The 25,750-nt window shown below is 51.7% G+C and carries 27 protein-coding genes and 2 pseudogenes; 15 read left to right on the top strand and 14 right to left on the bottom strand.

Annotated elements, in window-relative coordinates; genetic code table 11:
- Nucleotides 1–114: 114 nt before the first annotated feature.
- From DBY86_RS01870 to DBY86_RS01880, 3 genes are all read right to left on the bottom strand, one after another.
- The gene (locus DBY86_RS01870) at nucleotides 115–675 is read right to left on the bottom strand and encodes an rRNA large subunit pseudouridine synthase E (protein WP_107818686.1); all 561 of its coding nucleotides are present in this window, start codon (nucleotides 673–675) and stop codon (nucleotides 115–117) included.
- A gap of 237 nt (nucleotides 676–912) precedes the next feature.
- A complete protein-coding gene (locus DBY86_RS01875) occupies nucleotides 913–1,107 on the bottom strand; it encodes a YbdD/YjiX family protein (RefSeq protein WP_107818687.1) in 195 nt (64 codons plus the stop codon).
- A complete protein-coding gene (locus DBY86_RS01880; RefSeq protein WP_107818688.1) occupies nucleotides 1,097–3,178 on the bottom strand; it encodes a carbon starvation CstA family protein in 2,082 nt (693 codons plus the stop codon). The genes DBY86_RS01875 and DBY86_RS01880 overlap by 11 nt, the downstream gene beginning before the upstream one ends.
- A gap of 641 nt (nucleotides 3,179–3,819) precedes the next feature.
- On the opposite strand from DBY86_RS01880, the gene DBY86_RS01890 reads away from it, so the two are divergent.
- Nucleotides 3,820–4,200 (top strand): MliC family protein, encoded by a 381-nt coding sequence (locus DBY86_RS01890; protein WP_107818690.1) that lies wholly within the window; start codon nucleotides 3,820–3,822, stop codon nucleotides 4,198–4,200.
- Nucleotides 4,201–4,332: 132 nt separating this feature from the next.
- Here the strand turns inward: DBY86_RS01890 and DBY86_RS01895 are convergent.
- Nucleotides 4,333–4,823 (bottom strand): annotated as a pseudogene (locus tag DBY86_RS01895) (contact-dependent growth inhibition system immunity protein).
- A 332-nt stretch (nucleotides 4,824–5,155) separates the two neighbouring features.
- Between DBY86_RS01895 and DBY86_RS01905 the strand changes: the two are divergent.
- Nucleotides 5,156–6,589 carry an NAD-dependent succinate-semialdehyde dehydrogenase gene (locus tag DBY86_RS01905; protein ID WP_107818855.1) on the top strand — a complete coding sequence of 478 codons (1,434 nt, stop codon included), beginning with the start codon at nucleotides 5,156–5,158 and terminating at the stop codon, nucleotides 6,587–6,589.
- Between the two features lie 97 nt (nucleotides 6,590–6,686).
- Nucleotides 6,687–7,502 carry a type III-B CRISPR module-associated Cmr3 family protein gene (locus tag DBY86_RS01910; protein WP_234403352.1) on the top strand — a complete coding sequence of 272 codons (816 nt, stop codon included), beginning with the start codon at nucleotides 6,687–6,689 and terminating at the stop codon, nucleotides 7,500–7,502.
- Between the two features lie 370 nt (nucleotides 7,503–7,872).
- Here DBY86_RS01910 and mnmC1 read toward each other — a convergent pair whose 3' ends face one another.
- On the bottom strand, nucleotides 7,873–9,492 hold the full coding sequence (gene mnmC1 / locus DBY86_RS01915; protein WP_107818693.1) for an FAD-dependent 5-carboxymethylaminomethyl-2-thiouridine(34) oxidoreductase MnmC1: 1,620 nt from the start codon (nucleotides 9,490–9,492) through the stop codon (nucleotides 7,873–7,875).
- A 119-nt stretch (nucleotides 9,493–9,611) separates the two neighbouring features.
- On the opposite strand from mnmC1, the gene DBY86_RS01920 reads away from it, so the two are divergent.
- The 3 genes from DBY86_RS01920 (at nucleotide 9,612) to DBY86_RS01930 (ending at nucleotide 11,455) form a co-directional block, all read left to right on the top strand.
- Nucleotides 9,612–9,971 (top strand): gamma-butyrobetaine hydroxylase family protein, encoded by a 360-nt coding sequence (locus tag DBY86_RS01920; protein ID WP_107818856.1) that lies wholly within the window; start codon nucleotides 9,612–9,614, stop codon nucleotides 9,969–9,971.
- 53 nt (nucleotides 9,972–10,024) lie between these two features.
- Nucleotides 10,025–10,762 carry a bifunctional demethylmenaquinone methyltransferase/2-methoxy-6-polyprenyl-1,4-benzoquinol methylase UbiE gene (ubiE, locus tag DBY86_RS01925; protein ID WP_002214049.1) on the top strand — a complete coding sequence of 246 codons (738 nt, stop codon included), beginning with the start codon at nucleotides 10,025–10,027 and terminating at the stop codon, nucleotides 10,760–10,762.
- 219 nt (nucleotides 10,763–10,981) lie between these two features.
- Nucleotides 10,982–11,455, top strand: coding sequence for a hypothetical protein (locus DBY86_RS01930; protein ID WP_101131418.1), 474 nt, complete (start codon nucleotides 10,982–10,984; stop codon nucleotides 11,453–11,455).
- 134 nt (nucleotides 11,456–11,589) lie between these two features.
- Here DBY86_RS01930 and folK read toward each other — a convergent pair whose 3' ends face one another.
- The 6 genes and pseudogenes from folK to DBY86_RS14050 all read right to left on the bottom strand — a co-directional run.
- Nucleotides 11,590–12,084, bottom strand: a complete 495-nt coding sequence (gene folK / locus DBY86_RS01935; RefSeq protein WP_101131417.1) for a 2-amino-4-hydroxy-6-hydroxymethyldihydropteridine diphosphokinase — start codon at nucleotides 12,082–12,084, stop codon at nucleotides 11,590–11,592.
- Nucleotides 12,085–12,093: 9 nt separating this feature from the next.
- Nucleotides 12,094–12,468, bottom strand: coding sequence for a SirB2 family protein (locus DBY86_RS01940; RefSeq protein ID WP_101131416.1), 375 nt, complete (start codon nucleotides 12,466–12,468; stop codon nucleotides 12,094–12,096).
- A 53-nt stretch (nucleotides 12,469–12,521) separates the two neighbouring features.
- Entirely contained in the window at nucleotides 12,522–13,088 is a 567-nt protein-coding gene (mnmM, locus tag DBY86_RS01945; protein WP_101131415.1) for a tRNA 5-(aminomethyl)-2-thiouridylate-methyltransferase MnmM, read from the bottom strand.
- Between the two features lie 84 nt (nucleotides 13,089–13,172).
- A complete protein-coding gene (gene hfq, locus DBY86_RS01950; protein ID WP_002236839.1) occupies nucleotides 13,173–13,466 on the bottom strand; it encodes an RNA chaperone Hfq in 294 nt (97 codons plus the stop codon).
- A 127-nt stretch (nucleotides 13,467–13,593) separates the two neighbouring features.
- A complete protein-coding gene (locus tag DBY86_RS01955; protein WP_101131414.1) occupies nucleotides 13,594–14,532 on the bottom strand; it encodes a serine hydrolase in 939 nt (312 codons plus the stop codon).
- Between the two features lie 149 nt (nucleotides 14,533–14,681).
- A pseudogene (locus DBY86_RS14050) lies at nucleotides 14,682–14,796 on the bottom strand (IS5/IS1182 family transposase); the annotation flags it as partial.
- 159 nt (nucleotides 14,797–14,955) lie between these two features.
- On the opposite strand from DBY86_RS14050, the gene DBY86_RS01965 reads away from it, so the two are divergent.
- The 4 genes from DBY86_RS01965 to DBY86_RS01980 all read left to right on the top strand — a co-directional run bounded on the left by DBY86_RS01965 (nucleotide 14,956) and on the right by DBY86_RS01980 (nucleotide 17,091).
- Nucleotides 14,956–15,396, top strand: coding sequence for a peroxiredoxin (locus tag DBY86_RS01965; protein WP_101131462.1), 441 nt, complete (start codon nucleotides 14,956–14,958; stop codon nucleotides 15,394–15,396).
- Nucleotides 15,397–15,445: 49 nt separating this feature from the next.
- Nucleotides 15,446–16,321, top strand: a complete 876-nt coding sequence (xerD, locus tag DBY86_RS01970) for a site-specific tyrosine recombinase XerD (protein WP_107818695.1) — start codon at nucleotides 15,446–15,448, stop codon at nucleotides 16,319–16,321.
- Nucleotides 16,322–16,492: 171 nt separating this feature from the next.
- Complete coding sequence (locus DBY86_RS01975) at nucleotides 16,493–16,693, top strand: bacterioferritin-associated ferredoxin (protein WP_107818696.1); 201 nt, start codon at nucleotides 16,493–16,495, stop codon at nucleotides 16,691–16,693.
- A 164-nt stretch (nucleotides 16,694–16,857) separates the two neighbouring features.
- Nucleotides 16,858–17,091 (top strand): glutaredoxin family protein, encoded by a 234-nt coding sequence (locus DBY86_RS01980; RefSeq protein ID WP_107818697.1) that lies wholly within the window; start codon nucleotides 16,858–16,860, stop codon nucleotides 17,089–17,091.
- 370 nt (nucleotides 17,092–17,461) lie between these two features.
- On the opposite strand, the gene rfbD is transcribed toward DBY86_RS01980, so the two are convergent.
- Complete coding sequence (gene rfbD, locus DBY86_RS01995) at nucleotides 17,462–18,325, bottom strand: dTDP-4-dehydrorhamnose reductase (RefSeq protein WP_107818699.1); 864 nt, start codon at nucleotides 18,323–18,325, stop codon at nucleotides 17,462–17,464.
- Nucleotides 18,326–18,523: 198 nt separating this feature from the next.
- Between rfbD and DBY86_RS02000 the strand changes: the two genes are divergently transcribed.
- Both DBY86_RS02000 and pnp read left to right on the top strand, forming a co-directional pair.
- Nucleotides 18,524–19,387 carry a phosphoribosylaminoimidazolesuccinocarboxamide synthase gene (locus tag DBY86_RS02000; RefSeq protein WP_107818700.1) on the top strand — a complete coding sequence of 288 codons (864 nt, stop codon included), beginning with the start codon at nucleotides 18,524–18,526 and terminating at the stop codon, nucleotides 19,385–19,387.
- A gap of 233 nt (nucleotides 19,388–19,620) precedes the next feature.
- Nucleotides 19,621–21,744: a polyribonucleotide nucleotidyltransferase gene (gene pnp / locus DBY86_RS02010; protein ID WP_107818702.1), complete on the top strand. Its 2,124-nt coding sequence runs from the start codon at nucleotides 19,621–19,623 to the stop codon at nucleotides 21,742–21,744.
- Between the two features lie 72 nt (nucleotides 21,745–21,816).
- On the opposite strand, the gene DBY86_RS02015 is transcribed toward pnp, so the two are convergent.
- Both DBY86_RS02015 and DBY86_RS02020 read right to left on the bottom strand, forming a co-directional pair.
- A complete protein-coding gene (locus DBY86_RS02015) occupies nucleotides 21,817–22,485 on the bottom strand; it encodes a sulfite exporter TauE/SafE family protein (protein ID WP_107818703.1) in 669 nt (222 codons plus the stop codon).
- Entirely contained in the window at nucleotides 22,482–22,796 is a 315-nt protein-coding gene (locus DBY86_RS02020; protein WP_107818704.1) for a hypothetical protein, read from the bottom strand. Before DBY86_RS02020 ends, DBY86_RS02015 begins: the two co-directional genes overlap by 4 nt.
- A gap of 134 nt (nucleotides 22,797–22,930) precedes the next feature.
- Here DBY86_RS02020 and dapF point away from each other — a divergent pair, with 134 nt between their 5' ends.
- From dapF to cysK, 3 genes are all read left to right on the top strand, one after another.
- The gene (gene dapF / locus DBY86_RS02025) at nucleotides 22,931–23,782 is read left to right on the top strand and encodes a diaminopimelate epimerase (RefSeq protein WP_107818857.1); all 852 of its coding nucleotides are present in this window, start codon (nucleotides 22,931–22,933) and stop codon (nucleotides 23,780–23,782) included.
- On the top strand, nucleotides 23,779–24,384 hold the full coding sequence (locus tag DBY86_RS02030) for a hypothetical protein (protein ID WP_107818705.1): 606 nt from the start codon (nucleotides 23,779–23,781) through the stop codon (nucleotides 24,382–24,384). Before dapF ends, DBY86_RS02030 begins: the two co-directional genes overlap by 4 nt.
- 195 nt (nucleotides 24,385–24,579) lie before the next feature.
- Complete coding sequence (gene cysK, locus DBY86_RS02035; RefSeq protein ID WP_107818706.1) at nucleotides 24,580–25,512, top strand: cysteine synthase A; 933 nt, start codon at nucleotides 24,580–24,582, stop codon at nucleotides 25,510–25,512.
- Nucleotides 25,513–25,750 lie beyond the last annotated feature (238 nt).

Raw genomic sequence — 25,750 nt, forward strand, 5'->3', positions numbered from 1 at the left:
CAAACAGACTGGAAACCGCTTGTTCGGTTTTACTTGCCTTGGATAAGTAACCGTAACATTAAAATTCCGGATTCCCACTTTCGTGGAAATGTGGAAATAATGAGATAAACGTGATTATGGTTTAAACGGGGCGTATGCCCATTCCCCGGGTTTCAAATCCAAATCAAACAGTTTCAGTCTGCCGCTTGCCACTCTGACAAGACGCAGGCAGGGGTAGCCGGCCTTGGCGGTCATACGCCTGACTTGGCGGTTTTTGCCCTCGGAAATGGTGATTTCTATCCAAAAATCGGGAACGGTTTTGCGGACGCGTATCGGCGGGATGCGTTCCCATAACGGATTTGTTTCCCCGTGTTCCAAGACGCGGACGCTTGCCGGACGGGTAACGAAATCGCCTAAGTCTATCCCTTTTCTTAAACTTTCCAACCGGGTTTCGTCGGGTACGCCCTCCAGTTGCGCCCAGTAGGTTTTGGGGTGTTTGAATTTGGGGTCGGTAATTTGTGCTTGAAGTCTGCCGTCGTCGGTCAGCAGAAGCAGCCCCTCGCTGTCGGTGTCGAGCCGTCCGGCGGGGTAGAAACCGGGAAGATTGATAAAGTCTTTCAGGCTTTTATGTTTTTCGTGCGGTGAAAATTGGCAGATGACGCCATAGGGTTTATTGAAGATGATGAGGTTTTTCATGGTTTGTTTACCGGCATTTCATTAAGGGTTGCAAATCCGCCTTTCGGAGCGGCGGCAACAGAGGGGCGGAAAGGGGCAACACACTGACTGTGCCGTATGGTTATTTTTGTGCGAAGAAAACACGGTTTGCCGACGGACGAACCTGCCCGATATGGCGGCCGTTTGGCTTGCGGGGCGGGGTTTCAGCATAAAATGCCGTCTGAAGCGGCGTTCAGACGGCATTTGTTTCAGGCGGGGCTAACAGCAGCGTCCACCGTTTGCGCCGCAGCGGCGCTTGCGGCAGTAGTCTTGAAATTGCAGCTTGGTCATCACGGGGGCGTTGGGATTATGTTTGCGCTGCTGTGCAACGTAGTTTTCATAATCGGGCACGCCCGCCATCAAGTTTGCCGTCAGCTTGATGATTTTCCACCAAGACGCGAGCTTATGCTTCACTTTGTGCCTCCGGCTGCTTGCCGTCGCGGTACACCGCCGGGATTTCTTTGGCGGTCGGCCAGCCGACTTTGCGTGCTTTGAGGGCGGTACGCACGCCGTAGATGGCAACGATGACGACGACTAAGAGGAACAATGCGGTCAAACCGGCATTAATCTTGTCGTTGAAGATGATTTGCGCCATTTCTCCGATGTCTTTGGCCGGAGCGAGGACTTCGTTTTTAGCCAATGCGTCGCTGTATTTGCCGGCGTGGGCAAGGAAGCTGACGCGCGGGTCGCTGTGGAACAGTTTTTGCAGGCCGGCGTAGCAGGTTACAAACAGTACGCCGACGGCGGGAACGAGCGCCACCCAGACATAACGGTCGCGTTTCATCTTAATCAGCACAACGGCGCACATAATCAAGGCTACGCCCGCCAGCATTTGGTTGGCGATGCCGAACAAAGGCCAGAGCGAGTTGATACCGCCCAGCGGGTCGGTTACGCCGGTGTAGAGGAAGTAGCCCCACAATGCCACGGCGAAGAAGGTCGCAATCAGGTTGGCAGGGATGGAGTCAGTGTTACCGAAAGGTTTATAGAAAATACTACCCAAGTCTTGAATCATGAAGCGTGCGACGCGCGTACCGGCATCGACGGCGGTCAGGATGAACAAGGCTTCAAACAACAGGGCGAAGTGATACCAGAATGCCATCATGGCTTCGCCCGGAATCAGGCGGCTCATGATGTGTGCCATACCGACTGCGAGGGTTGGCGCACCGCCCGCACGGGACAGAATGGTGTTTTCGCCCACTTCCTTAGCGGTGTGCAACAGGGTTGCGGTATCAACGGGGAATTGCAGCTTGGTGGTAATCACTTCGGCGGCGGTATTAGCATCTGTACCGATTAGGGCGGCAGGACTGTTCATGGCGAAGTACACGCCGGGATCAAGCGATGCGGCGGCGGCAAGCGCCATAATGGCCACGAAACTTTCCATCAACATACCGCCGTAACCGATCATGCGGACGTGGGTTTCATTTTCCAGCATTTTCGGCGTGGTGCCGGAAGAAATCAGCGCGTGGAAGCCCGAAACCGCACCGCAGGCGATGGTAATGAACAAGAACGGGAACAATGCGCCTGAGAATACCGGACCGGAACCGTCGATAAAGTGGGTAACCGCAGGCATTTGCAAAGCGGGATTGACGATGACGATACCCAAAGCCAAGGCCGCAATCGTACCGATTTTCAGGAAGGTAGAGAGATAGTCGCGCGGAGTGAGCAGCAACCATACGGGCAATACGGAGGCGACAAAGCCGTAAATCATAATCGCCCAAGTGAGCTGGATGCCGTCAAGGTCGAACCAATGCCCGATGGAACTTTTCGCCACATCTTCGCCGTAAATTACCGCCAGCATCAGCAAAATAAAGCCGACGATGGAAATCTCACCGATTTTGCCCGGACGGATATAACGCGTGTAAATACCCATAAACAGGGCAATCGGCATCGTTGCGGCAATGGTGAACGTACCCCAAGGGCTGTGAACCAATGCTTTTACGACAATCAACGCCAACACCGCCATAATGATGACCATAATCATCAAAATACCGATGGAGGCAATCACGCCGGGGACAGTGCCGAGTTCCTGTTTCACAATATCGCCCAAAGACTTACCGTCGCGGCGCATAGAGACGAACAAGACCATCATATCCTGTACCGCGCCGGCAAACACCACGCCGAAGATAATCCACAAAGTACCGGGCAGGTAACCCATTTGCGCCGCCAAAACCGGACCGACCAAAGGGCCTGCGCCGGCAATCGCGGCAAAGTGGTGTCCGAACAATACGCCTTTGTGCGTCGGAACGTAGTCCAAGCCGTCGTTGTGGCGTTCTGCCGGAGTCAGGCGGTTAGGATCGAGCCGCATCACGCGGTTGGCGATGTAGAGGCTGTAAAAACGGTAGGCGATGCAGTAAACGGATATGGCGGCGGTAACCATCCATACCGCGCTGACCTGTTCGCCCCGGCTGAGTGCTAAAGTGGTAAAGGATGCTACGCCGACCAGTACCACTATGCCCCAAATGAGGAAGGTTTTGAGTGATTTCATCGTATTTCCTTTTCGGTTGAAACCCCGCCCCTTAGGGCGGTAGAATTAGACTTTATTTGGGAGGGGCGCAACCCCTTCCAAATCAGGGCAACACATAGGGCGGTGCTTTATGTGTCGTCCTGTGTGTTGAAACATCGAATAAATCCTTATCTCACACTGTCGGAATATGCCTGAACGGCGGGAAACGGCCGACCGCCCGCCGGCACGGGCACAAACCGGAGTCTGAATGATTGACGAAGTATGAAACAGTGCGCTTGTCGGGACTTGTGCCTTATGCCCGTATCAAACAGTGCAGGGATGCGGGCGCACAAAACGTTAAACGCCGAATATGATTTTAACGCAAATTAGCACACTGATAGCGGTTTTTACTTGGAATTTGGAAAAAATTTACATTCCTCCTGACGGGCAGGGAGGTTCAGACGGCATCGTCAGGCAAAAGGCGGCGTCGGAAGAAGGGTAAAGAAGGGGCGCGCAATCCGGATTATCGATTCATCGTGTTTCCTTTTCGGTTGAACCTCCGCCCTTTGGGGCAGTAGAATCAGACTTTATTTGGGGGCGCAACCCCTTCCGAATCAGGACGGCACATAGGGCGGTGCTTTACTGTGTGTTGAAACATATTTTCTTTTTATTGGGGAGCTTTTATGAATATCAGGTTTTTCGCGCTGACCGTACCGGTTTTGTCTCTGGCGGCCTGTGCCGTGCCGGAGGCATATGATGACGGCGGACGCGGGTATATGCCGCCCGTTCAAAACCAAGCCGGTCCGGCCGGTGTTCGGGCGTTTTCCTGCGAGAACGGTTTGTCTGTGCGCGTCCGTCGTTTGGACGGCGGCAAAATCGCGTTGCGGCTGGACGGCAGGGGTGCCGTCCTTTCTTCCGCCGTTGCCGCATCCGGCGAACGCTATACCGCCGAACACGGTTTGTTCGGAAGCGGAACCGAGTGGCATCAGAAAGGTGGCGAAGCCTTTTTCGGCTTTACCGATGCCTACGGCAATTCGGTCGAAACTTCCTGCCGCGCCCGTTAAACGGGGCAGCCTGTTTGAACCGCCGTTCGGATTTCTCAGGCGGTTTTTTATGTCGGATTTGTTTTGGCTGTCGGCTGGTTCCGGCGGTTTTCGGGCGTGGCGGATTATTTTTCGTTTTGTTCCGGGTTTATTCTATCGGCAGCGGCTCAATGCCAACTTTAAACCTGCTCCGATTTCTTCAGGGCTGTTATCCAATGATAAAATTACATCGTCTGCATCAATGGCATCCCACGCTTCCAGCTTGACATGGCGGCTCGGGCTGATTTTCAGGCAGCCGTTGTGCAGCCGAATATCCACGCTCATCATGTTTTTAAATAGGGCGCGTCTGGTTTTATAGCCCAAGTTCCCGCATAGCTTGGCAACCCAATCCTCATGGCGTGGTTTAAAACTTTCCTGTTTTAAAAAATCAATACGTTCAGCTTCGTTGTCTAACGTCCTGCTGTTCGCCAATGCTTGTAAGACTGTCGTGCCTAAAGTTTCATTGTCGGTATCCAATGGCAGGATATGGGGGGGTATAGGTGGTCTATTGCCGTTAACCCCAAACCTGAATATGTTTGAACAATCAGAGCTTCTTCATTAGCATAAAAAACTGCCCAATAATTCTGATCCTGTTTAAAAATCATTATTTGATCTCCGTAATTTTGACTGTAATGTTTCAATTTTTAGCATACTCTACCACACGTTGCAACTGCAATCTTTGCTCCTTATATATTGCACCCCATCAAAGGGCTGCATTACTTTTCTTTCTAAAGATTACTATCGTATAAAAAGTATTTTTCTTAAACGACAAGGATTGCGCCCGTGCCATATTCAGACACCGCCCGGATGTTGCGCTGCCCGATCGGATGCTTCAGACGGCATCGGAAGGGTTTGCAGTTTTGGAATATGAAGATGATAATGTCCGCGAGATTGACGGCATTTGAAAGCGGTTATCCCGCATACCGGAGGACACGAAATGAATGAATATTCCCAATTAATCAAGCATCCCGATATTTCCCTTTCCCCGATTTCAGACGGCATCGGGGTCGGCAATCCGGCGACGGGCGAAATTTTGGCGTATGTCCGCAACACAGGTTCGGACAAGCTGAAAAACCTGATTCAAAAAGCAGCTGCAGCACAAAAATTATGGGCGGCAAAAACTGCGTTGGAGCGGGCCGATGTGTTGTGGCGTTGGTATTTTTTGATAAAGGAAAACAAAGAAGCACTGGCGCGTCTCATGACGATGGAGCAGGGCAAAAGCCTGACCGAGGCGCGCGGCGAAATCGATTATGCGGCTTCGTTTGTGCGCTGGTTTGCCGAAGAGGCGCGGCGGATTGACGGCGATGTGTTAACGAGTGTGAAAGCATCGCAAAAATTGGTCGTGTTGAAACAGCCTGTCGGCGTTACCGCCGCAATTACGCCGTGGAACTTCCCGTCTGCGATGATTGCACGTAAGGCTGCGCCTGCTTTGGCGGTGGGCTGCGCGATGATAGTCAAACCAGCATCGCTCACGCCTTTGAGTGCGTATGCCTTGGCTTCGTTGGCTTACGAAGCGGGCATACCGCAGGATTTGTTGCCCGTCGTCAGCGGTCGCGCATCGGAAATCGGCCGTGAATTTGCCACGAACCCGATTATCCGCAAAATCAGCTTCACCGGTTCGACCGAAGTCGGCGCGAAAATTTTTGCCGACAGCGCGGCGGACATTAAAAAACTCAGTTTGGAACTGGGCGGCAATGCGCCGTTTATCGTATTTGACGATGCCGATTTGGACAAAGCCGTCGAAGGTGCGATGGCGAGCAAGTTCCGCAACAGCGGTCAGACCTGCGTCTGCACCAACCGAGTTTACGCTCAATCGGGCATTTACGACGCATTTTGCCGAAAATTGAGTGAAAAAGTAGCCGAGCTCAAATTGGGCAACGGCTTGGAGGATGGTGTCAACCAAGGGCCGCTGATTGAGGAAAAAGCGGTAGAAAAAGTCGAGCAGCATATCGCCGACGCGCTCTCAAAAGGCGCGGTCTGTCTGACCGGCGGCAAACGCAGCGCATTGGGCGGAACGTTTTTTGAGCCGACCGTCTTAAGCGGTGTAACGGCGCAAATGGCGGTAGCTCGCGAGGAAACCTTCGGGCCGTTGTGTCCAGTATTCCGTTTTGAAACCGAAGTCGAGGTCATCGAGGCTGCGAACAATACGGAATACGGTTTGGCGGCCTACCTTTTCACCTCCGACACCGCCCGCCAGTGGCGCGTCGGCGAAGCCTTGGAATACGGTATGGTCGGCATCAATACGGGCTTAATCAGTAATGAAGCGGCACCGTTCGGCGGCGTGAAACGCAGCGGTTTGGGACGTGAAGGCAGCAAATACGGTGCGGACGAATATCTGGAATTGAAGTATTTATGTATTGATATTTTGTAAATCATATATTTGATTTACTTATAAAAAATAGTTGGGGTGTGAAAATCTGATAGATTTTCATACCCCAACTTATACCCCAAAGTTATTTGAAGTTGGATTGCAGCCAATTTACCACTGCTTCTTCATTCCAACTGCCGCTTACGACCTTTCATCGCCTGCACAGAAACACCACCAAGGCTGGGAAAAGCACCGTTACGGTTTTGTCGTTCTGACGGCTGCCGATTTGAAGGACAACAGCCTGGTACGTTTCGGTGGGGAAGTCAGATTGTCGAGCCTGAACAAAAGTTCAGACAGCATTTTCAACCAACCCGGAAGCACATATTCAAACGGCTTCATACTTACCCTGCTTACTCCCGCACTGTTTGCAAAAGGCTGGCTGCCCGACTGGCCGGACAGTGAAATCCTGACCGGAACGCTGCCGCATATCGGTCTGCAAGTCAGACTCCGTGCCGCCGCAATCGACTGCTGGCTGATTTGCAAGCCTGTTTCCAGTTTGCTGTCCGGTACGCCGTTTTCTTTGAACCATGTGCGGATGAGTTGCTCGAATTATTCGCCGCCGATCCATCTTCTCCAGTTGTTGCTTGGGTTTTTCTTTTTGTATCTGACGGGCAGAACCAGCCCTTTTTCTTCCAGACGGATTTCGTCTTGTGTACCGATTAAATCGACCAGCCGTTTAAGAAAAGGTTTGATTTTATCGGGATTGGCGGCAAATTCCTGTCATTCGATGAGGATTTCTTTTTGTTCTTTTGGATATTTGTTTTTCCATGCTGCTTCCAGTGCGGGAATGACGGCGGGGAAGGGGTTGGCGTCTTCGGGCTACGTCATGCTTTGGGCGGTGAAACGCATTCTGGCAAGGGGCAGGCTGTCGGGATTTTGGGTAATGGGGCTGTGGTTCTTGGCTTTGTCGGCGTAGAATTTCAGCCCGTCGATGAGGGGAAATTCGTCGGGCGGCAAGGTAAAACAGTTCGTTGACAGCGTCTTGATATTCTTTATTGTCTGTATCCCATGCGGTCAGGTTGAAGACTTTCGACAGCAGTGTACTTGTCGGATATGTCGCCTGACGGTTGTTGCGGCTGCCATGCTTGGCAGTCCGGGTTTTACCGATTGTCCTGCATGACGAATAGGGGCTTTGGGAAAACATTGCTTGGCTTCTTTCAGTAGGGAATCGGGTGTGTCGGGCAGACAGAAAATTAGGAAGGACGGTAAGTTTCCGACCGTCTGTGCCATTGTGCAACCATGCCGTCTGAAATGTGTGATTTCAGACGGCATGGTTGCTAAGGTGGTTACGGTATCAGGTTCTGTTTTCTGACGATGGCGCGGATGACGGTGCGGTTGGGGTGTAGGGCGTGGCGCAGGCGTTTTGAGAGGGGGTGGGGCAAACCTAGGATTTCGGCGGCAACGGCGGCGGCGCAGATGGGGGCGGTGGCGAGTCCGCGGGTGCCGTGCGCGGTGTTGACGTAGGCATTAGGCAGATATGGGCATGGGGCGTCGATGCGGTAGTTTTTGTCCAGCGCAAGTTTGGCGTAAGTTTGTTGCATGGCGGCAATGTCGCCGAGTGCGCCGACGACGGGCAGATGGTCGGGGCTGTCGCAGCGTATGGCGGCGTGCCCTTGGTGTTTTTTGGGGTTTGGGTTGGCGGCAAACAATGATTCGGCAAGGGCGGGGTTAAGTTGTGCCAATGCTTGGCGGTTTGAGGCTTCTTCGGCGTCGTTCCATCCGGTATGGCTGCTGTTGGGAATAAAACTCGCGCCGTAGCAGTGCAGTCCGTGCCACGACGGGCTGATGTAGCTTTCGCCTGAAACGGCGCAACGCAGTTGTTCGGAAAACGGGGTGGACGGTGTGAGGCCGGTTTGTCCGCGTATTTGCCTGAGGGGAAGGGCGGCGAGGTTGGTTTCGGGCAGGCAGGGGCTGTGCGCGCCGGCGCAGTAGATGATGTGTGTGGCGGTAAATGTGCCGTTTGGCGTGCTTGCAATCCACTTTTCCCCGTCGTGGGAAATGTCGGTTAACGGTGTGTCTTCGTGTAGTCCAATCAGTGGATGGTTGAGGAGGGCGTGGACGAATGCGGGCGGATTGAGCCATACGCCGTGCTGCCAAAACAGTCCGCATAATGGTTCGGCGTAGGGCGTGTTCAGCGGGATGCCGGCGATTTTTTCGGCTTCTGCAGACGTGATGCTGCGGTAGAGGTGGTTATGGTGTTTTTGCAACCCCAATTCGTGATTGCGTTGTTGTTCGGTGCGGCTGTAATTGAGGTGGATGATGCCGTTGCCGCCCCAAGTGTCGGAGCCGGGCAGGATGTGTCCGAGCAGGCGTTTGGTGTAGCCGTAGCCGGCAAGCAAAAGTTCGGTCTGTTCGGTGTCGTGCGGCGAGATTTTGGCGTAGAGCAGCCCTTGGCGGTTGCCGCTGGCGGCTTGGGCGGCTTTTCGGGCTTCCAATACGGTAACGGAAATGCCGTGTGATGCTAAGGCGTGGGCGGTCGATGCGCCGGATATGCCTGCACCGATGACGAGGACGTGTTCCGGTTTTTGCCGTTCGGATGTTTGTGGAAGTGCAAACCAGGGTTTGTCGGGCTTGCTTTCGGTTTGCGGGATGGCTTCGGTCTGCCAGGAAATGTGGTGGAAGTGTTCGTGCAGGCGGTGGGTGCGTGAAGGGGGAACCAGCCAGAAGCGGACATCGGGCAGGATGTGTCCAATCAGGTTGATGCTGTCGAACTGGAGGCACTGGGTTGCCTGATCCAAACGGTGCTTCAGACGGCATTCCGCGTCCGAAGCATCTTGTGCGGTTTGAAAATCGGGAATCTGATTATCGGGGAGGCAGATAATCAGGTTGAGCGGGTGTGCGTGTTTGCGGATGGTTTGGTCGAGTGTGCGGATGTCGGGAATGCCGTCCCATACGAGATTGTCCATATCAATGCCGTCTGAAGTGTGGGTTTGAATATCGGTATCGGGATAAAGCTGTTAAAATACGCGCCGTTTGAAGGCACGCGTACGCCTGCCGGATATTGTATGCCGAATCGAGGTGTTTTTTGAAAAATATTCCTGTTGAAATCCGGTTGTTGAAAAACCGTACCGTGTTGGTTTTGACTTATGGGGACGAACCTAAAAATCTGCCTGCCGAATTTTTACGCGTCTATTCGCCGAGTGCGGAAGTGCGCGGACACGGCGTGGGACAGGATGTTTTGCAGACCGGTAAGGCGGATGTGCAAATTACGGATTTACAGCCTGTCGGTCAGTACGCGCTGAAAATCAGTTTTTCGGACGGACACGACAGTGGGCTTTACGATTGGGACTATCTGCACGGGCTGGCATACGGACGTGATGCCATGTGGCAAAAATATCTGGACAGGTTGGCAGCGGCTGGCGCGTCGCGTTTTGAAGAGAAATAAGACCGGTCGGATGGCAATCTGACGGGCAACGGTATCAGAGAGGTGGTTAGAATATGGGCGGACAGAAAACGCATTTCGGGTTTAGCACGGTCAACGAAGATGAGAAAGCCGGAAAAGTGGCGGAAGTATTCCACTCCGTCGCCAAAAACTACGACATTATGAACGATGTGATGTCGGCAGGGCTGCACAGGGTGTGGAAGCATTTCACCATCAACACGGCGCACCTGAAAAAAGGCGATAAAGTGTTGGACATTGCGGGCGGTACGGGCGATTTGTCGCGCGGTTGGGCGAAACGCGTCGGCAAGGAAGGCGAGGTTTGGCTGACCGATATTAATTCCTCTATGCTGACCGTCGGGCGCGACCGTCTGTTGAACGAAGGCATGATTTTGCCCGTGTCGCTTGCCGATGCGGAAAAACTGCCTTTCCCCGACAATTATTTCAACTTGGTTTCCGTGGCGTTCGGCTTGCGGAATATGACGCATAAAGATGCCGCGCTGAAAGAGATGTACCGTGTTTTGAAACCGGGTGGGACATTGCTGGTGTTGGAGTTTTCCAAAATCTACAAGCCGCTCGAAGGCGCGTATGATTTCTATTCGTTCAAGCTGCTGCCGGTCATGGGCAAACTGATTGCCAAAGATGCGGACAGCTACCAGTATCTCGCCGAATCCATCCGTATGCACCCCGATCAGGAAACTTTGAAACAGATGATGCTGGATGCGGGCTTCGACAGCGTGGATTATCACAATATGAGTGCGGGCATCGTCGCACTGCATAAGGGCGTGAAATTTTAAACAGACTGCCTGTGCAGCCAATGCCGTCTGAACACGTTTCAGACGGCATTTTTGTGTTTTTTGAGACAAAGGTTTTAAATCTTAAAAATTAATTCACATACATATCAATAGTTTATAAACTTTTTAAAAAATAGAAACAATTATCATTTGCAAGATTGGGAGATGTCTGTATAATGCAGTCAATCCAGTAAACAACGCAGCAAACGAAAGGAGGGAAAAATGCCGGAAAGTATTTTCAAACAGATTTCCTCCGATATTTTGAGGCTGCACCGTGATTCTGTTCATTCCCTGCTCGCAACCTCGGGTTGCAACTGTCAGGTGCATGAGGCGGTATATGTCAATATTGACGGCAAATATTATATTGCGCTTTCATGCGAGCCCGAGGTGGGGGAAGTCAAAACAGGCATTTTGCTGATTGAGGATGAAAGCCGCAACCTTCGTTTGAGCTGGGTCGGCAGTGCGCGGGAGCTTGACCGCAAGGATAATGCCTACAAACGCGCCCTGTCCGCGTTGTCCAGAAAGCTGGAGCGGTGTAAAGACAAGCTGCATACGGCGGTTCAACCGTTTTTGTTGGAGCTGGTGCCGGAAAAAGGCAGGTTTTCTGTCGGCGATGAAGAAGTTTGGATTTCTCGAAACGATTTAGTGAGGGCTTTATATCCTGTCGGATACAGTATGCGGCAGGCAATGTTGTAGATTTAAAGTTTTGGTAGTGGTTTGTGTTCCTTTTGCGCCTCTTTCCTAAGGGGCGATTTTTTTTTGCACGCGTGTTGGCGGCAAAGGAAAAATGCCGTCTGAAACCGGCTTTCAGACGGCATCCGCGTGCGGAATTACCTGTCCGGTAAAAGACGGATACCTTGATTGCCCAGCCGTTTTGACAATTCGGCAACCTTTCCGTGTTTTCCTAAAACAAAATCAGGGAGGATTTCTGCCAAAGGGCGTATGACGAAACTGCGTTCGTGCGCGCGCGGATGCGGCAGGGTGAGTCGGGGGTCGTCGCTGGAGATGCCGTCAAAGTCGATGATGTCCAAATCCAATGTGCGCGGCGCGTTGCGGAAGCTGCGTTCGCGTCCGAAATCAGCCTCGATACGGTTGAGTTCGGCAAGCAGGGCAATGCCGTCCAAAGTGGTGGAAACGGTGCAGACGGCATTGACGAAATCGGGCTGATTGTCGTAACCGACGGGCGCGGTCATATACAGTGAGGAAGCCTGTTCAAGCCGGATGTCGGGATGGGAAGAGAGTGCGTCCAATGCGCCGCGTACCTGTTGGGCAGGGTTTTCAAGATTGCTGCCCAAGGCGATGACGGCAAAATGTCTGTTGTTCATGGCAGTGTTTCAGAAAGGCAGGACTTTGGTTTTGGCAAGGTAAACGATGCAGGCGACGCAACACATAGCGAACAGGTAAACGGTGTAGAACTTGGTCGAACGCGGACGGGCGCGCATCATCATCATACCCAATGCGATATAGGCGAGCAGGAGCAGGATTTTTGTGCCGAGCCAAGGCGCGTTGAACGGGGAGAAATGGGTGATCTTCATCAGCCACAATCCTGTAAACAGCAGCATCGTGTCGTTGAGGTGGGGCAGTGCCTTCCAAAAGCCCGCCAAGGGCTTTTCTGGATTTTTCCAAAGTAGGAAAAAACGGATGTTGAATACCAAAATGGTGATGGTAACGAAGATTTGATGGCTGTATTTGACAATCAGATACTGCATGGTCGGCTCTTATCAAAATAAGGGTTGGAATCGGCTTATTTTACCGCAAACATTTATTTTTGACGTAACTTTTCAAATGCCAACAGATAGGGCGGGTTGTTTTTCCGGTTGGTAAAGCCGTAACGCAAAACGGCAAACTGTTCTTGAGGCAGGTTTTTTGCCCATTGTCCGACTGCTTCCGCTTCCTGTTTTCCGTTTTCGTGCCCGGGGTAGAGGACGGCAATAAGCATACCGTTTTCTTTCAGTAGGGATAAGGCGGCAGAAAGGGCGGCAATGCTGGTTTCCGTGCGGGTGGTCAGGCTTTTGTCTCCTCCGGGCAGCCAGCCAAAGTTGAAAATGGCGGCATTTAGCGGTTCTGAAACATATTGTTTCAGGTTTTCGTGTCCGTCCGGAATAAGCTGCACATTGCTGCATCCCGCCTCTTTCAGACGGCATCGGGTGTTGTTCAGGGCTTGGGGCTGGACATCGAATGCCCACACTTTCCCCCTGTTGCCTGCGGTTTGTGCAAGGAAAAGGGTATCGTGTCCGTTGCCGGAGGTGCCGTCCAGCGCATTGCCGCCTTCGGGAAGTGCCTGCCGCAAAAGGCAATGGGCGAATGGAAGGATGTTTTTCAATAACATTTTCAAATGCCGTCTGAAAATAAAAATACCTTACCGTTGTCCGGTAAGGTATTGAAAGATATGACACGTCATGTTTCGTGCGGATTATTCGGCAGGCTGCTGGACGGTTTCCACTTGGACAAGGGTCGAAGCCGGTGCGGCTTGGGGTCTGTTTTCATGTTGGAGGTTGACGGAGCGAGCCGGTACGATGGTGGAAATGGCGTGTTTGTAAACCATTTGGGTTACGGAAGTGTTTCTCAGAAGAACGACGTATTGGTCGAAAGATTCGACCTGACCTTGCAGTTTGATGCCGTTGACCAGGTAAATCGAAACCGGAACGTGCTCTTTACGCAGGGCGTTCAGGAAGGGATCTTGCAACATTTGTCCTTTAGCTGTCATATTTTTAACTCCGTTATTATGATTGTGAAATCGGGCAGACGCCCTGTGCGTGTCGAATTGTAGCCTTGAATAGGAAAAATTACCAATTTTTTTGTGTTTGGGCGGTTTTCCGCCGGGCATTTGTATGTCAGGAGCGTTGCTGCAGCATCCATGATTCGATTTTGCGCGCGTCGTTGACGCGTGTGGCGGATGTGGGCGAGTTCAGTAATACGATGGTAACGGGTTGGTTTTGAATGTTGGCTTTGACAACCATAGACCTGCCTGCCTCGCGTATGTAGCCGGTTTTCTGCAATTCGATGTTCCACATGCCTTCCCTGACCAGGGCATTGGAGTTTTTGTAGTTCTGCTGCCCGTTTTTGGTCTGTACCGAGGCGTAGTTGGAAGTCGAGTTGGTGCGGATTTGCGGATATTGGGCGGCAGCGTTGACCATGAGGCTCAGGTCTTTGGCTGTGGAAACGTTTTGGAAGTTGAGTCCGGTCGGTTCGTAAAAGCGGCTGCTGTACATGCCCAGGCTTTGGGCTTTACGGTTCATGGCGGCGACAAATGCGCCCATGCCGCCGGGGTAGGTTCTGCCCAAGGCGTGGGTGGCGCGGTTTTCGCTGCTCATCAGGCTCAGGTGCAGCAGTTCTTTGCGTGTAAGTGCCGTACCTATGGCAAGACGGCTGCCGGTCCCTTTGAGGCGGTCGATTTCGTCGGGCGTGATGGTAACGGTTTCGTTCATGTCCAAGTTTGCATCCAAAACGACCATCGCGCTCATGAGCTTGGAAATGGAGGCGATGGGCATGATTCTGTCAGCGTTTTTCTGATACAGTATCTGTCCGGTTTTGTTGTTGACGACTAAGGCAGACTGTGAGGAGAGAATCAGACCGCTTGTGATGGTTTGGGTGTTGGTGGGGTGTATCGTGCTTTCGGCGAATATTTCTATCGGATCGGAGGAGGTAAGCATGTTCTGTTCTAAAAATTGCCCTAAAATGTCGTTGTCGGCAAAAAGGTGGGCTGACGGCAGGGAAAGGCAGAGACCGAGAAGCAGCGATGAGGGCAGGCGTTTCAGGGTGCGGATGGACATTTTTGATTCCGTATTTTTGAGTATTGGCGTTATTTTGTTGAAAAAACAGCCATCTGTAAAGTATGTCGTCTGACAGGAGACTGCCCGTAGGCGGGCGGTCTTGTTGTGTTTTGGGGGTTGGGTTTTATAACATTCTGTTTTTAAATCGGAACATATAGTGGATTAACAAAAACCAGTACAGCGTTGCCTCGCCTTGCCGTACTATTTGTACTGTCTGCGGCTTCGTCGCCTTGTCCTGATTTTTGTTAATCCACTATATTTTGTGGTTTGACATGGATATTTTTCATGCTGTCGTGTGTCGGTTTGGATGTTTCCGGCGGTTGAATCCTTGTCCTTTGGGGCGGTAGAATCGGGGTTGGTTTGGAAATTGCGGCGGTGCGTCTGCGTGCCGTTTTGAATAATGGGAATATAGGGAGTAGGACTATGGATGTGAAATATGAATTTACCCTGCCTTCGAGCAGCGGTGCGGATTTTCATTCGGCAGAACATCTGCCTTTGGTCGTGTATTTTTATCCGAAAGACAGTACGCCGGGCTGTACGACGGAAGGCTTGGATTTTAATGCGCGATTGGAGCAGTTCGGCGACTTGGGTTATACCGTGGTCGGTATTTCCCGCGACGGCGTAAAGGCGCATCAGAATTTTTGCGCCAAGCAGGGTTTCCGGTTCGAGCTGTTGAGCGACAAGGATGAAACAGTGTGCCGCCTGTTTGATGTCATCAAATTGAAAAAACTGTATGGGAAAGAGTCGCTCGGCATCGAGCGCAGTACGTTCGTCTTGAATAAGGATGGAGAAATCGCCCATGAATGGCGGAAAGTCAAAGTGGCAGGTCATGCGCAGGAAGTGTTGGAAACGCTTTCCCGATGATGTGAACCATGCCGTCTGAAGCCTTCAGACGGCATTGGTTTGGAACGCTATGGAAAACGGTTTGATTGACAGGCTGCTGGAAACTTTGTGGCTGGATCGGCGGCTCAGTCGGAATACTTTGGACAGCTACCGGCGGGATTTGGAAAAAATCGCCCGCCGGCTGTCTTTGTGCGGCAGAACGCTGGAAGATGCGGACGAAGCGGATTTGGCGGCGGCGGTTTATGTTGACGGAGAGCAACGGAGTTCGCAGGCGCGCGCACTGTCGGCGTGCAAACGCCTGTATATATGGATGGAGCGTGAAGGCATAAGGACGGACAATCCCACTCGTTTGCTGAAACCGCCCAAAATCGACAAGAATATTCCGACACTGATTACAGAACAGCAGATTTCCCGACTGCTTGCCGCGCCGGATACCGACACGCCGCACGGTTTGCGGGATAAGGCCCTGCTCGAATTGATGTACGCGACCGGCTTGCGCGTCAGCGAGGCGGCCGGGCTGAATTTCGGCAATGTGGATTTGGACAGGGGCTGTATTACCACGCTGGGCAAGGGTGATAAGCAGAGGATGGTCCCGATGGGGCAGGAGTCGGCGTATTGGGTGGAACGCTATTATACGGAGGCACGTCCGCTTCTGCTGAAAGGCAGGAGTTGCGACGCATTGTTTGTCAGTCAGAAAAAAACGGGCATTTCCCGTCAGTTGGCATGGATGATTGTCAAAGAATATGCAGGCAGGGCAGGTATCGGGCACATCAGCCCGCACAGCCTGCGCCATGCCTTCGCCACCCATCTGGTGCAGCACGGCTTGGATTTGCGCGTAGTTCAGGATATGTTGGGACATGCCGATTTGAATACGACGCAGATTTATACCCATGTTGCCAATGTGCGGCTGCATAGCGTGGTTAAGGAACACCATTCCCGAAACTGAGGCTTCTGCTTCGGTTTAATAAGAAATCAATCGAAAATGCAAACTTGATAAAAAATTACCAAGATAAACCGTGTATGCCGACCTTGCAATACGAACTGTTTTTATTTATATTTGCATACGATAATAAAAGCCGCTATCGGTACGATAGCTTAAGAACACACGGAGCACAAAATGTTTGTCTGCATCTGCAATGCCGTTACCGACCACCAAATCAAGGAAACCATCGCCGCCGGCGCGACCACAATGGGCGATTTGCAGTCGCAATTGGGCGTGGCGAGCTGCTGCGGCTGCTGCGGGGAGCTTGCCGCTTCGTTTCTGACGGCGCACAATGCGCAACCGACGGTTACGGCGGGTATCAACGTTCAAGTGTAAAACGGTTTTGGAAATGCCGTCTGAACTGTTCAGACGGCATTTTGCTGTTTTTGGCAGGACTTGGGTATCATCTTCCTCGAAAACATTGTTTTTTCCCAAATAGACCATGATTCTGCTGCATCTGAGGCTTTGGCGTGTGCAAATTGACAGATAAGGAAACGCGGATGAAATTGACCTTGATGTTTCGCGAATATTGCAGCTTGTGCCACAAAATGCGCGACGAACTCAAACCTTTTCAGGATGAATACGGGTTTGGCTTGGATGTGTTCGATGTGGACGACGATCCCGCTTTGGAAGAAAAATACAATGAACTGGTGCCCGTTTTGTTGGCGGGAGATGAGGAAATCTGCCACTGGTTTTTGGATGAGGACAGGTTGAAACAGTTTCTCGAACGGTAAAAAATGCCGTCTGAAGCAGGACTTCAGACGGCATTTTTTTCAAATCAACGTTCTTTACGTTTTTGCGGGGCGGATGACCTGCCGGTAAAGGAAGCACGTTTGGATGCCTGGTAAATTGCCAGTCTTCTTCGGTGTTGCATATTGACCCTTTCTTTATTTTATTTGTCGGTTGGGAGAATTCTTATTTATTGATTTTTTCAATAAAAATTAGAAAATTTATTGTGAGATGTTATTGGCGGCAATCATATCATGTTTTGCTGTTGATGGAAGCATGATTGTGTAAAGATGATATGTGGTTGTGTAATCGGTAGAATTTATAAGAAAACCGCCAAGGCGGTGCTTGGCGGCGGAAACGGAGGGGAGGGTGGTATCAGAGCAGCTTGGAAATGACCTGTGCAAGGGCTTTTTGCCAGTCCGACGGTTTGATGCCGAAGTCGTTTTCGATTTTGCGGCAGTCCAAAATGCTGTATGCGGGCCTGGGGGCGGCGGTCGGATATTCCTTGTCTGAAACGGCAGTCAATTCGGGAACGGGGAAGGATGTCTGCTGTTGCGATGCCGCTTGGAAAATATGTTGGGCAAATTCGTACCAGGATACGGATTTGCCGCCGGCGTAGTGGTAAATGCCGCGAATGGGATTGGACTGTTGCAACAGGCGGATGATGGCGGCGGACAAGTCGCCGGCATAGGTCGGGCAGCCGGTTTGGTTGTGGACGGCGGACAGCGGGGAACGTTCCCGCGCAAGGTTCAGCATGGTGCGGACAAAGTTGTCACCGTATTCGCTAAACAGCCAAGAAGTCCGCAGGATAAGGCTGTCGGGATTGGCAGACAGTGCGAGCAGTTCGCCGGCGGTTTTGGATTGTCCGTATACATTGGAAGGGTTGGTAAAGTCACTTTCCTGGTAGGGTCTTTTACCTTTTCCGTCAAAAACATAGTCGGTTGAGATGTGGATGAATCGGGCATGGGCGCGATGTGCTGCCAAGGCAAGGTTGTAAACGGCGGAGGCATTGACGGCAAATGCCGCTGCCGCATCGCCTTCTGCTTTGTCGACGGCGGTATAGGCAGCCGTGTTGACAATAGCGTCGGGTTGGAAACTTTTGACCATGTTGCAGACGGCATCGGCATCGGTAATGTCTAGGGATGCGGAATCCGTCGCAATGGTTTCCCAGTCTTCCGGAAGACGGTCGCGCAGACAGTGTGCCAGTTGGCTTTTCGAGCCTGTCAATAGGATTCTCATGAGGTATTTCCTTTGGTGAAAGTGTATTGTAGGACCTGCTGTCGGTATTATAGTGCCAAAATTTTGCCGATGGTTGATGGGATGGCTTTTTGTGCCATGGGTATTGTTTTGCGCCGACTTCGGCTAAAATATCGGATTGCGATTCAAACCTGTCGGGTGTCGGGTCGGTATTTTCAAGATATTTTCAGGGGGTGCGAAATGAGTGAGATTGGTTTGGCAAAGATTTATTCCGGAAAAGTGCGCGATTTGTACGAAATTGACGATAAACGGATGCTGATGGTCGCTTCCGACCGCTTGTCAGCATTCGATGTGATTTTGGATGATCCGATTCCGGGTAAAGGGGAGATTCTGACGCAGATTTCCAATTTTTGGTTTAAAAAACTGGCGCATATTATGCCCAACCATTTCACCGGTAATACCGTGTACGATGTTTTGCCTGAGAACGAAGCCAAGGTTTTGGAAAAACGGGCGGTCGTGGCTAAAAAGCTCACTCCGGTGAAAGTTGAGGCGATTGTGCGCGGTTATCTGGCAGGCAGCGGTTGGAAGGATTATCAAAAAACCGGCTCGGTTTGCGGTATTCGGCTGCCCGAAGGTATGCGGGAAGCGCAACAACTGCCCGAAGTGATTTTTACGCCCTCAACCAAAGCCGCAGTCGGCGATCACGATGAAAACATCAGCTTTGAAGAATGCGGACGCATTATCGGCAAAGAATTGGCGGAAGAAGTGAGCGACAAAGCGGTTCGGCTGTACACCGAAGCGGCGGAATATGCCAAATCGCGCGGCATCATCATTTGCGATACCAAATTTGAATTCGGTTTGGATGAGAACGGTACGCTGACGCTGATGGATGAGGTATTGACTCCCGATTCGAGCCGCTTCTGGCCGGCGGATCAATATAAAGTCGGCACTAATCCGCCATCTTTTGACAAACAATTCGTCCGCGACTGGCTGGAACAAAGCGGTTGGAACAAAAAAGCCCCTGCGCCTAAAGTGCCTGCCGATGTAATTCAGAAAACAGTCGAAAAATATCAGGAAGCATTGACTTTGCTGACTCAGGATTGATTTTTAAGTTTGAAGGCCGTCTGAAAGAGATATGGTTCAGACGGTCTTTTTATTGTATCAATACTGGATTTTAAGGATGGTTGCCTTTATAATCCGCAATTGTTTTCAGCGTCCGAAATGCCGTCTGAAAGCTTGTTTACAACCTGCCGCACGGTCTGAAACCCTAACTATGCACATTTGGATTTTAGTGTGCATTATTAGTGTTTTAGCAGTGCGGTATTTTGAAAGGAACAATGATGTTCAATAAACACGTTAAGACCTTCCAATACGGTAATCAAACCGTTACTTTGGAAACCGGCGAAATTGCCCGCCAAGCCGCTGCTGCCGTTAAAGTATCCATGGGCGACACTGTTGTTTTGGTTGCCGTTACCACCAACAAAGAAGTGAAAGAAGGTCAGGACTTCTTCCCTCTGACTGTCGATTACCTCGAGCGTACTTACGCAGCAGGTAAAATCCCCGGCGGTTTCTTCAAACGCGAAGGCAAACAAAGCGAAAAAGAAATCCTGACCAGCCGTCTGATCGACCGTCCGATCCGTCCCCTGTTCCCCGAAGGTTTCTACCACGACATCCAAATCGTAGCGATGGTCGTGTCCGTCGATCCTGAAATCGATTCCGACATTCCTGCAATGTTGGGCGCGTCTGCCGCGCTGGTATTGAGCGGCGTACCGTTTGCCGGCCCGATCGGTGCGGCACGCGTGGGTTATGTAAACGGCGTGTACGTTTTGAATCCGACTAAAGCCGAGTTGGCGAAATCGCAATTGGACTTGGTGGTCGCCGGTACGTCCAAAGCCGTGTTGATGGTGGAATCCGAAGCCAAAATCCTGCCCGAAGACGTGATGTTGGGCGCGGTGGTTTACGGCCACGATCAAATGCAGGCTGCGATTAACGCCATCAATGAGTTTGCCGACGAAGTCAATCCGGAAGTTTGGGATTGGAAAGCACCTGAAACCAATGAAGAATTGGTTGCCAAAGTACGCGGGATTGCCGGCGAAACCATTAAAGAAGCGTTCAAAATCCGTCAAAAACAAGCGCGTTCAGCAAAATTGGACGAGGCTTGGAATGCGGTAAAAGAAGCTTTGATTACCGAAGAAACCGACACTTTGGCTGCCAACGAAATCAAAGGCATTTTCAAACACTTGGAAGCCGATGTCGTCCGCAGCCAAATTTTGGACGGCCAACCTCGCATCGACGGCCGCGACACCCGCACCGTCCGCCCGCTGAACATCCAAACCGGCGTATTGCCGCGCACGCACGGTTCCGCACTGTTTACCCGTGGCGAAACCCAAGCCCTTGCCGTGGCGACTTTGGGTACTTCGCGCGACGAGCAAATCATCGACGCGCTGTCCGGCGAATACACCGACCGCTTTATGCTGCACTACAACTTTCCGCCGTACTCTACCGGCGAAGTCGGACGCATGGGCGCGCCGAAACGTCGTGAAATCGGTCACGGCCGTTTGGCTAAACGTGCGTTGTTGGCCGTATTGCCGAAACCTGAAGATTTCAGCTACACCATGCGCGTGGTCTCCGAAATTACCGAATCCAACGGATCTTCCTCTATGGCTTCCGTCTGCGGCGGCTGCCTGAGCCTGCTGTCTGCCGGCGTGCCTTTGAAAGCACACGTTGCCGGTATCGCGATGGGTCTGATTTTGGAAGGCAACAAATTTGCCGTCCTGACCGATATTTTGGGCGACGAAGACCACTTGGGCGATATGGACTTTAAAGTGGCCGGTACGACCGAAGGCGTTACCGCACTGCAAATGGACATCAAAATCCAAGGCATTACCAAAGAAATTATGCAGATTGCTTTGGCACAGGCCAAAGAAGCGCGTCTGCATATCTTGAATCAGATGAAAGCCGCCGTTGCGGGTCCGCAAGAGTTGTCCGCACACGCGCCGCGTTTGTTTACGATGAAAATCAACCAAGACAAAATCCGCGAAGTTATCGGTAAAGGCGGCGAAACCATTCGTTCGATTACCGCTGAAACCGGTACTGAAATCAATATCGCTGAAGATGGTACCATCACTATCGCTGCGACTACTCAAGAAGCAGGCGATGCGGCGAAAAAACGCATCGAGCAGATTACTGCCGAAGTGGAAGTGGGCAAAGTGTATGAAGGCACTGTGGTGAAAATCCTCGACAACAACGTCGGCGCGATTGTCAGCGTGATGCCGGGCAAAGACGGTTTGGTACACATCAGCCAAATCGCCCACGAGCGCGTACGCAATGTCGGCGATTACCTGCAAGTCGGTCAGGTGGTGAATGTGAAAGCATTGGAAGTGGACGACAGAGGCCGTGTGCGCCTGTCCATCAAAGCTTTGCTGGACGCGCCTGCCCGTGAGGAAAATGCCGCCGAGTAACGCTTAGGGTGAAAATGCCGTCTGAACAGGTTTCAGACGGCATTTTTTACGGGTATTGGGAATTGATGAGTGTTACAGCCACAGGACGGCAAGCTTCCATAATGCCCATAATGATACGGATAATCCCGTACACAGGCGGATATATCGGTTTTGCATGATTTTTTTCAGTTGCAGGGAAAAAATGCCGATTGCCAAAAGATTGGGCAGCGTACCCAGTGCAAAGGCAAGCATATATAACCCACCCGTTGCCGCACTACCGCTGCCCAATGCGTAAAGCGACGCGCTGTAAACCAGTCCGCACGGCAGCCAGCCCCATAATATTCCGACAGCAAGGCAGGCGGGTATGGATTTTATGGGTAACAGCCGGTTGAGTATCGGGTTCAGATTCTGCCATATCGGTTTGCCGATTTTCTCGATTTTTGCCGCCAAGGAAGAAATACCGCTCAAGTATAAGCCTAAAAAGAGCAGCAGGAGGTTGGCGGCTGTGTATAAAATATTCTGCAGGACGCGGGTTTGGTCGAGTGAAACGCCGACCTGTCCGATTAATCCGAGAATCAGACCGATTGCCGTATAGCTGCTTATCCGTCCTGTGTTAAGCAGCAGGATCAGCCAAAAGCGGTTGATATGCGGGGGGAGTTGGAGCGCAAACGCGCTGCTTAATCCGCCGCACATGCCGATGCAGTGCGTTCCTCCGAAGAAACCGAGCAGGAACAGGGTTAGGAAAGTGATGTCGTGGTTCATGGACGGCTCACGGTCAGATGTTTGTCTGGGAAAACGGATAATTTCCGGCAGTCCGACCAATAGGGTTTGGCGAGGGCATTCCCCGTGCTGTTAAAGTCTTGAATAAGGATGCGGTTTGTGTCATGAATTTCGACAGTCCTGTAAAATCCGCCCTTTACTGCGCTGTCGGCGGGTTTGCCGTGTGCGTCGAAATACAGGATGGTGCGGTTTTGAAGATGCACGCAATTTGAAACGGCCGGGTTTGCCGGTATGTTTCGGGTGCAGGCAGCAAGGATTGCACAAGGGAAAAGCAACAGTAATATGCGGAACATGGTGTTTATTGTAGTGGGTAACAAACAGTATAATACTCATTTTAATCTCCCGACGGCGGGAGATGGAAGCATTTCCCTTCGGCACGGGGATTTCAGATTCGGAAGCAACAGACGATACGGGATTTCGGAACAATATGAACATTTTGAAATTTACTAAAATGCACGGTTTGGGCAACGATTTTATGGTGATTGACGCGGTCAGTCAGGATTTTACCCCCGAGGACGCGCCGATTGCGGAATGGGCGGACCGCTTCCGGGGCGTGGGCTTCGACCAGCTTTTGGTGGTCGGGCGTTCGGAAACCGAAGGCGTGGATTTCCGTTACCGTATTTTCAATGCCGACGGCGGCGAGGTCGAGCAATGCGGCAACGGAGCGCGTTGTTTTGCCCGTTTTGTTGCAGACAAGGGTTTGACCGATAAGAAAGAAATTTGTGTTGAAACGGCCAAGGGCATTATTTTTCCGAAATTGTCCGATAACGGCATGGTTACGGTCAATATGGGCAAACCGAAGTTCATGCCGTCTGAAATACCGTTTGTTCCCGTATCGGACGAGGGGGATGATGCCTGTATTTATGGGGTGCATCTCGAATCCGGCATTCAGCCTGTCAGCTGCGTCAATATGGGCAATCCCCATGCGGTGATTGTGGTGGATGACGTGGAATGCGCGCCGGTGCGCGAAACTGGTTCGCTTATCGAAGCGCACAGGCAGTTTCCCGAACGCGTCAACGTCGGCTTTATGCAGATTGTCAGCCGAACCGCGATTCGTTTGCGCGTGTTCGAGCGTGGTGTGGGCGAAACCCAAGCTTGCGGTACGGGTGCGTGTGCGGCTGTGGTGGCGGGTATCCGTCTGGGGCTGTTGGATGAAGGGAAAACGGTAGAGGTGGTTTTGCCGGGCGGAACTTTATATATCGAATGGGCCTGCGGCGGCGATGTGATGATGACCGGCCCTGCGGAAACGGTGTTTGAAGGTGAGTTGGCGTATTCATGATTTTGCTGCATTTGGATTTTTTGTCTGCCTTACTGTATGCGGCGGTTTTTCTGTTTATGATATTCCGCGCCGGGATGTTGCAATGGTTTTGGGCGAGTATTGCGCTGTGGCTCGGCATATCGGTTTTGGGGGCGAAGCTGATGCCGGGGATGTGGGGATTGACCCGCGCCGCGCCTTTGTTCATTCCCCATTTTTACCTGACTTTGGGCAGTATATTTTTTTTCATCGGGCATTGGAACCGGAAAAAGGGTGGAAACGGATGGCAGGCAGACCACGAACATCCGCTGCTCGGGCTGTTTGCCGTCAGTAATGCATTGATGACGCTTGCTTTTGTCGGAATATGTGCGTTGGTGCATTATTGCTTTTCGGGAACGGTTCAAGTGTTTGTGTTTGCGGCACTGCTCAAACTTTATGCGCTGAAGCCGGTTTATTGGTTTGTGTTGCAGCTTGTGCTGATGGCGGTTGCCTATGTCCACCGCTGCGGTATAGACCGGCAGCCGCCGTCAACGTTCGGCGGTTCGCAGCTGCGACTCGGCGGGTTGGCGGCGATGTTGATGCAGGTTGCGGTAACGGCGATGCTGCTTGCCGAAATCGGCAGATGATTGTGATGCCGTCTGTATCGGAACAAAAAGTTATAAAGAAAGAAATTTTGGGTATTGGTTTTTTAGGCGGCATAGGTTTAGGATGAAGCCATATCCGAAATTTGTTTATGGTTCGGCGCAAATCCCCCGCAATCGGACAGGATGCCGATGGGGATTGTGCCTTACTGTCGAAACCTTATTATTCAGGAGCAGAAGATGAAAATTGCAAACAGCATCACCGAACTGATCGGCAACACGCCTTTGGTCAAACTGAACCGTCTGACCGAAGGTTTGAAGGCAGAGGTTGCCGTGAAACTGGAATTTTTCAATCCGGGCAGCAGCGTCAAAGACCGCATTGCCGAAGCAATGATCGAGGCCGCCGAAAAAGCGGGCAAAATCAACAAAAACACCGTGATTGTCGAAGCAACCAGCGGCAATACGGGTATCGGTTTGGCGATGGTATGTGCGGCACGCGGCTACAAACTGGCGATTACCATGCCGGAAAGCATGAGCAAAGAACGCAAAATGCTGTTGCGTGCGTTTGGTGCGGAACTGATTCTGACCCCCGCCGCCGAAGGTATGGGCGGCGCGATTGCGAAGGCGCAATCCTTGGTGGATGCACATCCCGACACTTATTTTATGCCGCGCCAGTTCGACAATGAGGCAAACCCCGAAGTCCACCGCAAAACAACCGCCGAGGAAATTTGGCGGGATACGGACGGCAAAGTCGATGTCTTTGTTGCCGGTGTCGGCACAGGCGGTACGGTAACCGGCGTGGGCGAAGTGTTGAAAAAATACAAACCCGAAGTCAAAGTGGTTGCCGTCGAGCCTGAGGCTTCCCCCGTATTGAGCGGCGGCGAAAAAGGCCCGCACCCGATTCAAGGCATCGGCGCAGGCTTTATTCCGACCGTTTTGAATACCAAAATCTACGACAGTATTGCCAAAGTGCCGAACGAAGCCGCTTTTGAAACCGCCCGCGCAATGGCGGAAAAAGAAGGCATTTTGGTGGGTATTTCTTCCGGTGCGGCAGTTTGGAGTGCGTTGCAGCTTGCCAAACAGCCTGAAAACGAAGGCAAATTGATAGTCGTGTTGCTGCCTTCCTATGGCGAACGCTATCTCTCTACGCCACTTTTTGCAGATTTGGCATAATGCTTTAATCGGATTGTCGAAACATTCAGACGCATTTTTCGGTATCGGTGTAACGCCGTGCCGGAAAATGCGTTTTTGCATATATGCCGGAAACGCCGGTTGTGTTTTAATCAGGTGTTGATGCCGCCGCATTGTTTGAGGGAAATATTTTTTATAGTGGATTAACAAAAATCAGGACAAGGCAACGAAGCCGCAGACAGTACAAATAGTATGGAACCGATTCACTTGGTGCTTCAGC

The organism is Neisseria bergeri (assembly GCA_003044455.1).
GTDB lineage: Bacteria > Pseudomonadota > Gammaproteobacteria > Burkholderiales > Neisseriaceae > Neisseria > Neisseria bergeri.

Bases quoted from the DNA above. Each gene is read 5' to 3' on its own strand.
- DBY86_RS01905 (WP_107818855.1), top strand. From the start codon at position 5,156: ATGAATGAATATTCCCAATTAATCAAGCATCCCGATATTTCCCTTTCC.
- DBY86_RS01940 (WP_101131416.1), bottom strand. From the start codon at position 12,468: ATGCAGTATCTGATTGTCAAATACAGCCATCAAATCTTCGTTACCATC.
- DBY86_RS02030 (WP_107818705.1), top strand. From the start codon at position 23,779: ATGATTTTGCTGCATTTGGATTTTTTGTCTGCCTTACTGTATGCGGCG.
- DBY86_RS01965 (WP_101131462.1), top strand. From the start codon at position 14,956: ATGGATGTGAAATATGAATTTACCCTGCCTTCGAGCAGCGGTGCGGAT.
- folK (WP_101131417.1), bottom strand. From the start codon at position 12,084: ATGAACAACAGACATTTTGCCGTCATCGCCTTGGGCAGCAATCTTGAA.
- ubiE (WP_002214049.1), top strand. From the start codon at position 10,025: ATGGGCGGACAGAAAACGCATTTCGGGTTTAGCACGGTCAACGAAGAT.
- xerD (WP_107818695.1), top strand. From the start codon at position 15,446: ATGGAAAACGGTTTGATTGACAGGCTGCTGGAAACTTTGTGGCTGGAT.
- dapF (WP_107818857.1), top strand. From the start codon at position 22,931: ATGAACATTTTGAAATTTACTAAAATGCACGGTTTGGGCAACGATTTT.
- DBY86_RS01980 (WP_107818697.1), top strand. From the start codon at position 16,858: ATGAAATTGACCTTGATGTTTCGCGAATATTGCAGCTTGTGCCACAAA.
- DBY86_RS02000 (WP_107818700.1), top strand. From the start codon at position 18,524: ATGAGTGAGATTGGTTTGGCAAAGATTTATTCCGGAAAAGTGCGCGAT.
- mnmC1 (WP_107818693.1), bottom strand. From the start codon at position 9,492: ATGGACAATCTCGTATGGGACGGCATTCCCGACATCCGCACACTCGAC.
- DBY86_RS01870 (WP_107818686.1), bottom strand. From the start codon at position 675: ATGAAAAACCTCATCATCTTCAATAAACCCTATGGCGTCATCTGCCAA.
- DBY86_RS02020 (WP_107818704.1), bottom strand. From the start codon at position 22,796: ATGTTCCGCATATTACTGTTGCTTTTCCCTTGTGCAATCCTTGCTGCC.
- DBY86_RS01955 (WP_101131414.1), bottom strand. From the start codon at position 14,532: ATGTCCATCCGCACCCTGAAACGCCTGCCCTCATCGCTGCTTCTCGGT.
- pnp (WP_107818702.1), top strand. From the start codon at position 19,621: ATGATGTTCAATAAACACGTTAAGACCTTCCAATACGGTAATCAAACC.
- hfq (WP_002236839.1), bottom strand. From the start codon at position 13,466: ATGACAGCTAAAGGACAAATGTTGCAAGATCCCTTCCTGAACGCCCTG.
- rfbD (WP_107818699.1), bottom strand. From the start codon at position 18,325: ATGAGAATCCTATTGACAGGCTCGAAAAGCCAACTGGCACACTGTCTG.
- DBY86_RS02015 (WP_107818703.1), bottom strand. From the start codon at position 22,485: ATGAACCACGACATCACTTTCCTAACCCTGTTCCTGCTCGGTTTCTTC.
- DBY86_RS01975 (WP_107818696.1), top strand. From the start codon at position 16,493: ATGTTTGTCTGCATCTGCAATGCCGTTACCGACCACCAAATCAAGGAA.
- DBY86_RS01880 (WP_107818688.1), bottom strand. From the start codon at position 3,178: ATGAAATCACTCAAAACCTTCCTCATTTGGGGCATAGTGGTACTGGTC.
- DBY86_RS01930 (WP_101131418.1), top strand. From the start codon at position 10,982: ATGCCGGAAAGTATTTTCAAACAGATTTCCTCCGATATTTTGAGGCTG.
- mnmM (WP_101131415.1), bottom strand. From the start codon at position 13,088: ATGTTATTGAAAAACATCCTTCCATTCGCCCATTGCCTTTTGCGGCAG.
- cysK (WP_107818706.1), top strand. From the start codon at position 24,580: ATGAAAATTGCAAACAGCATCACCGAACTGATCGGCAACACGCCTTTG.
- DBY86_RS01890 (WP_107818690.1), top strand. From the start codon at position 3,820: ATGAATATCAGGTTTTTCGCGCTGACCGTACCGGTTTTGTCTCTGGCG.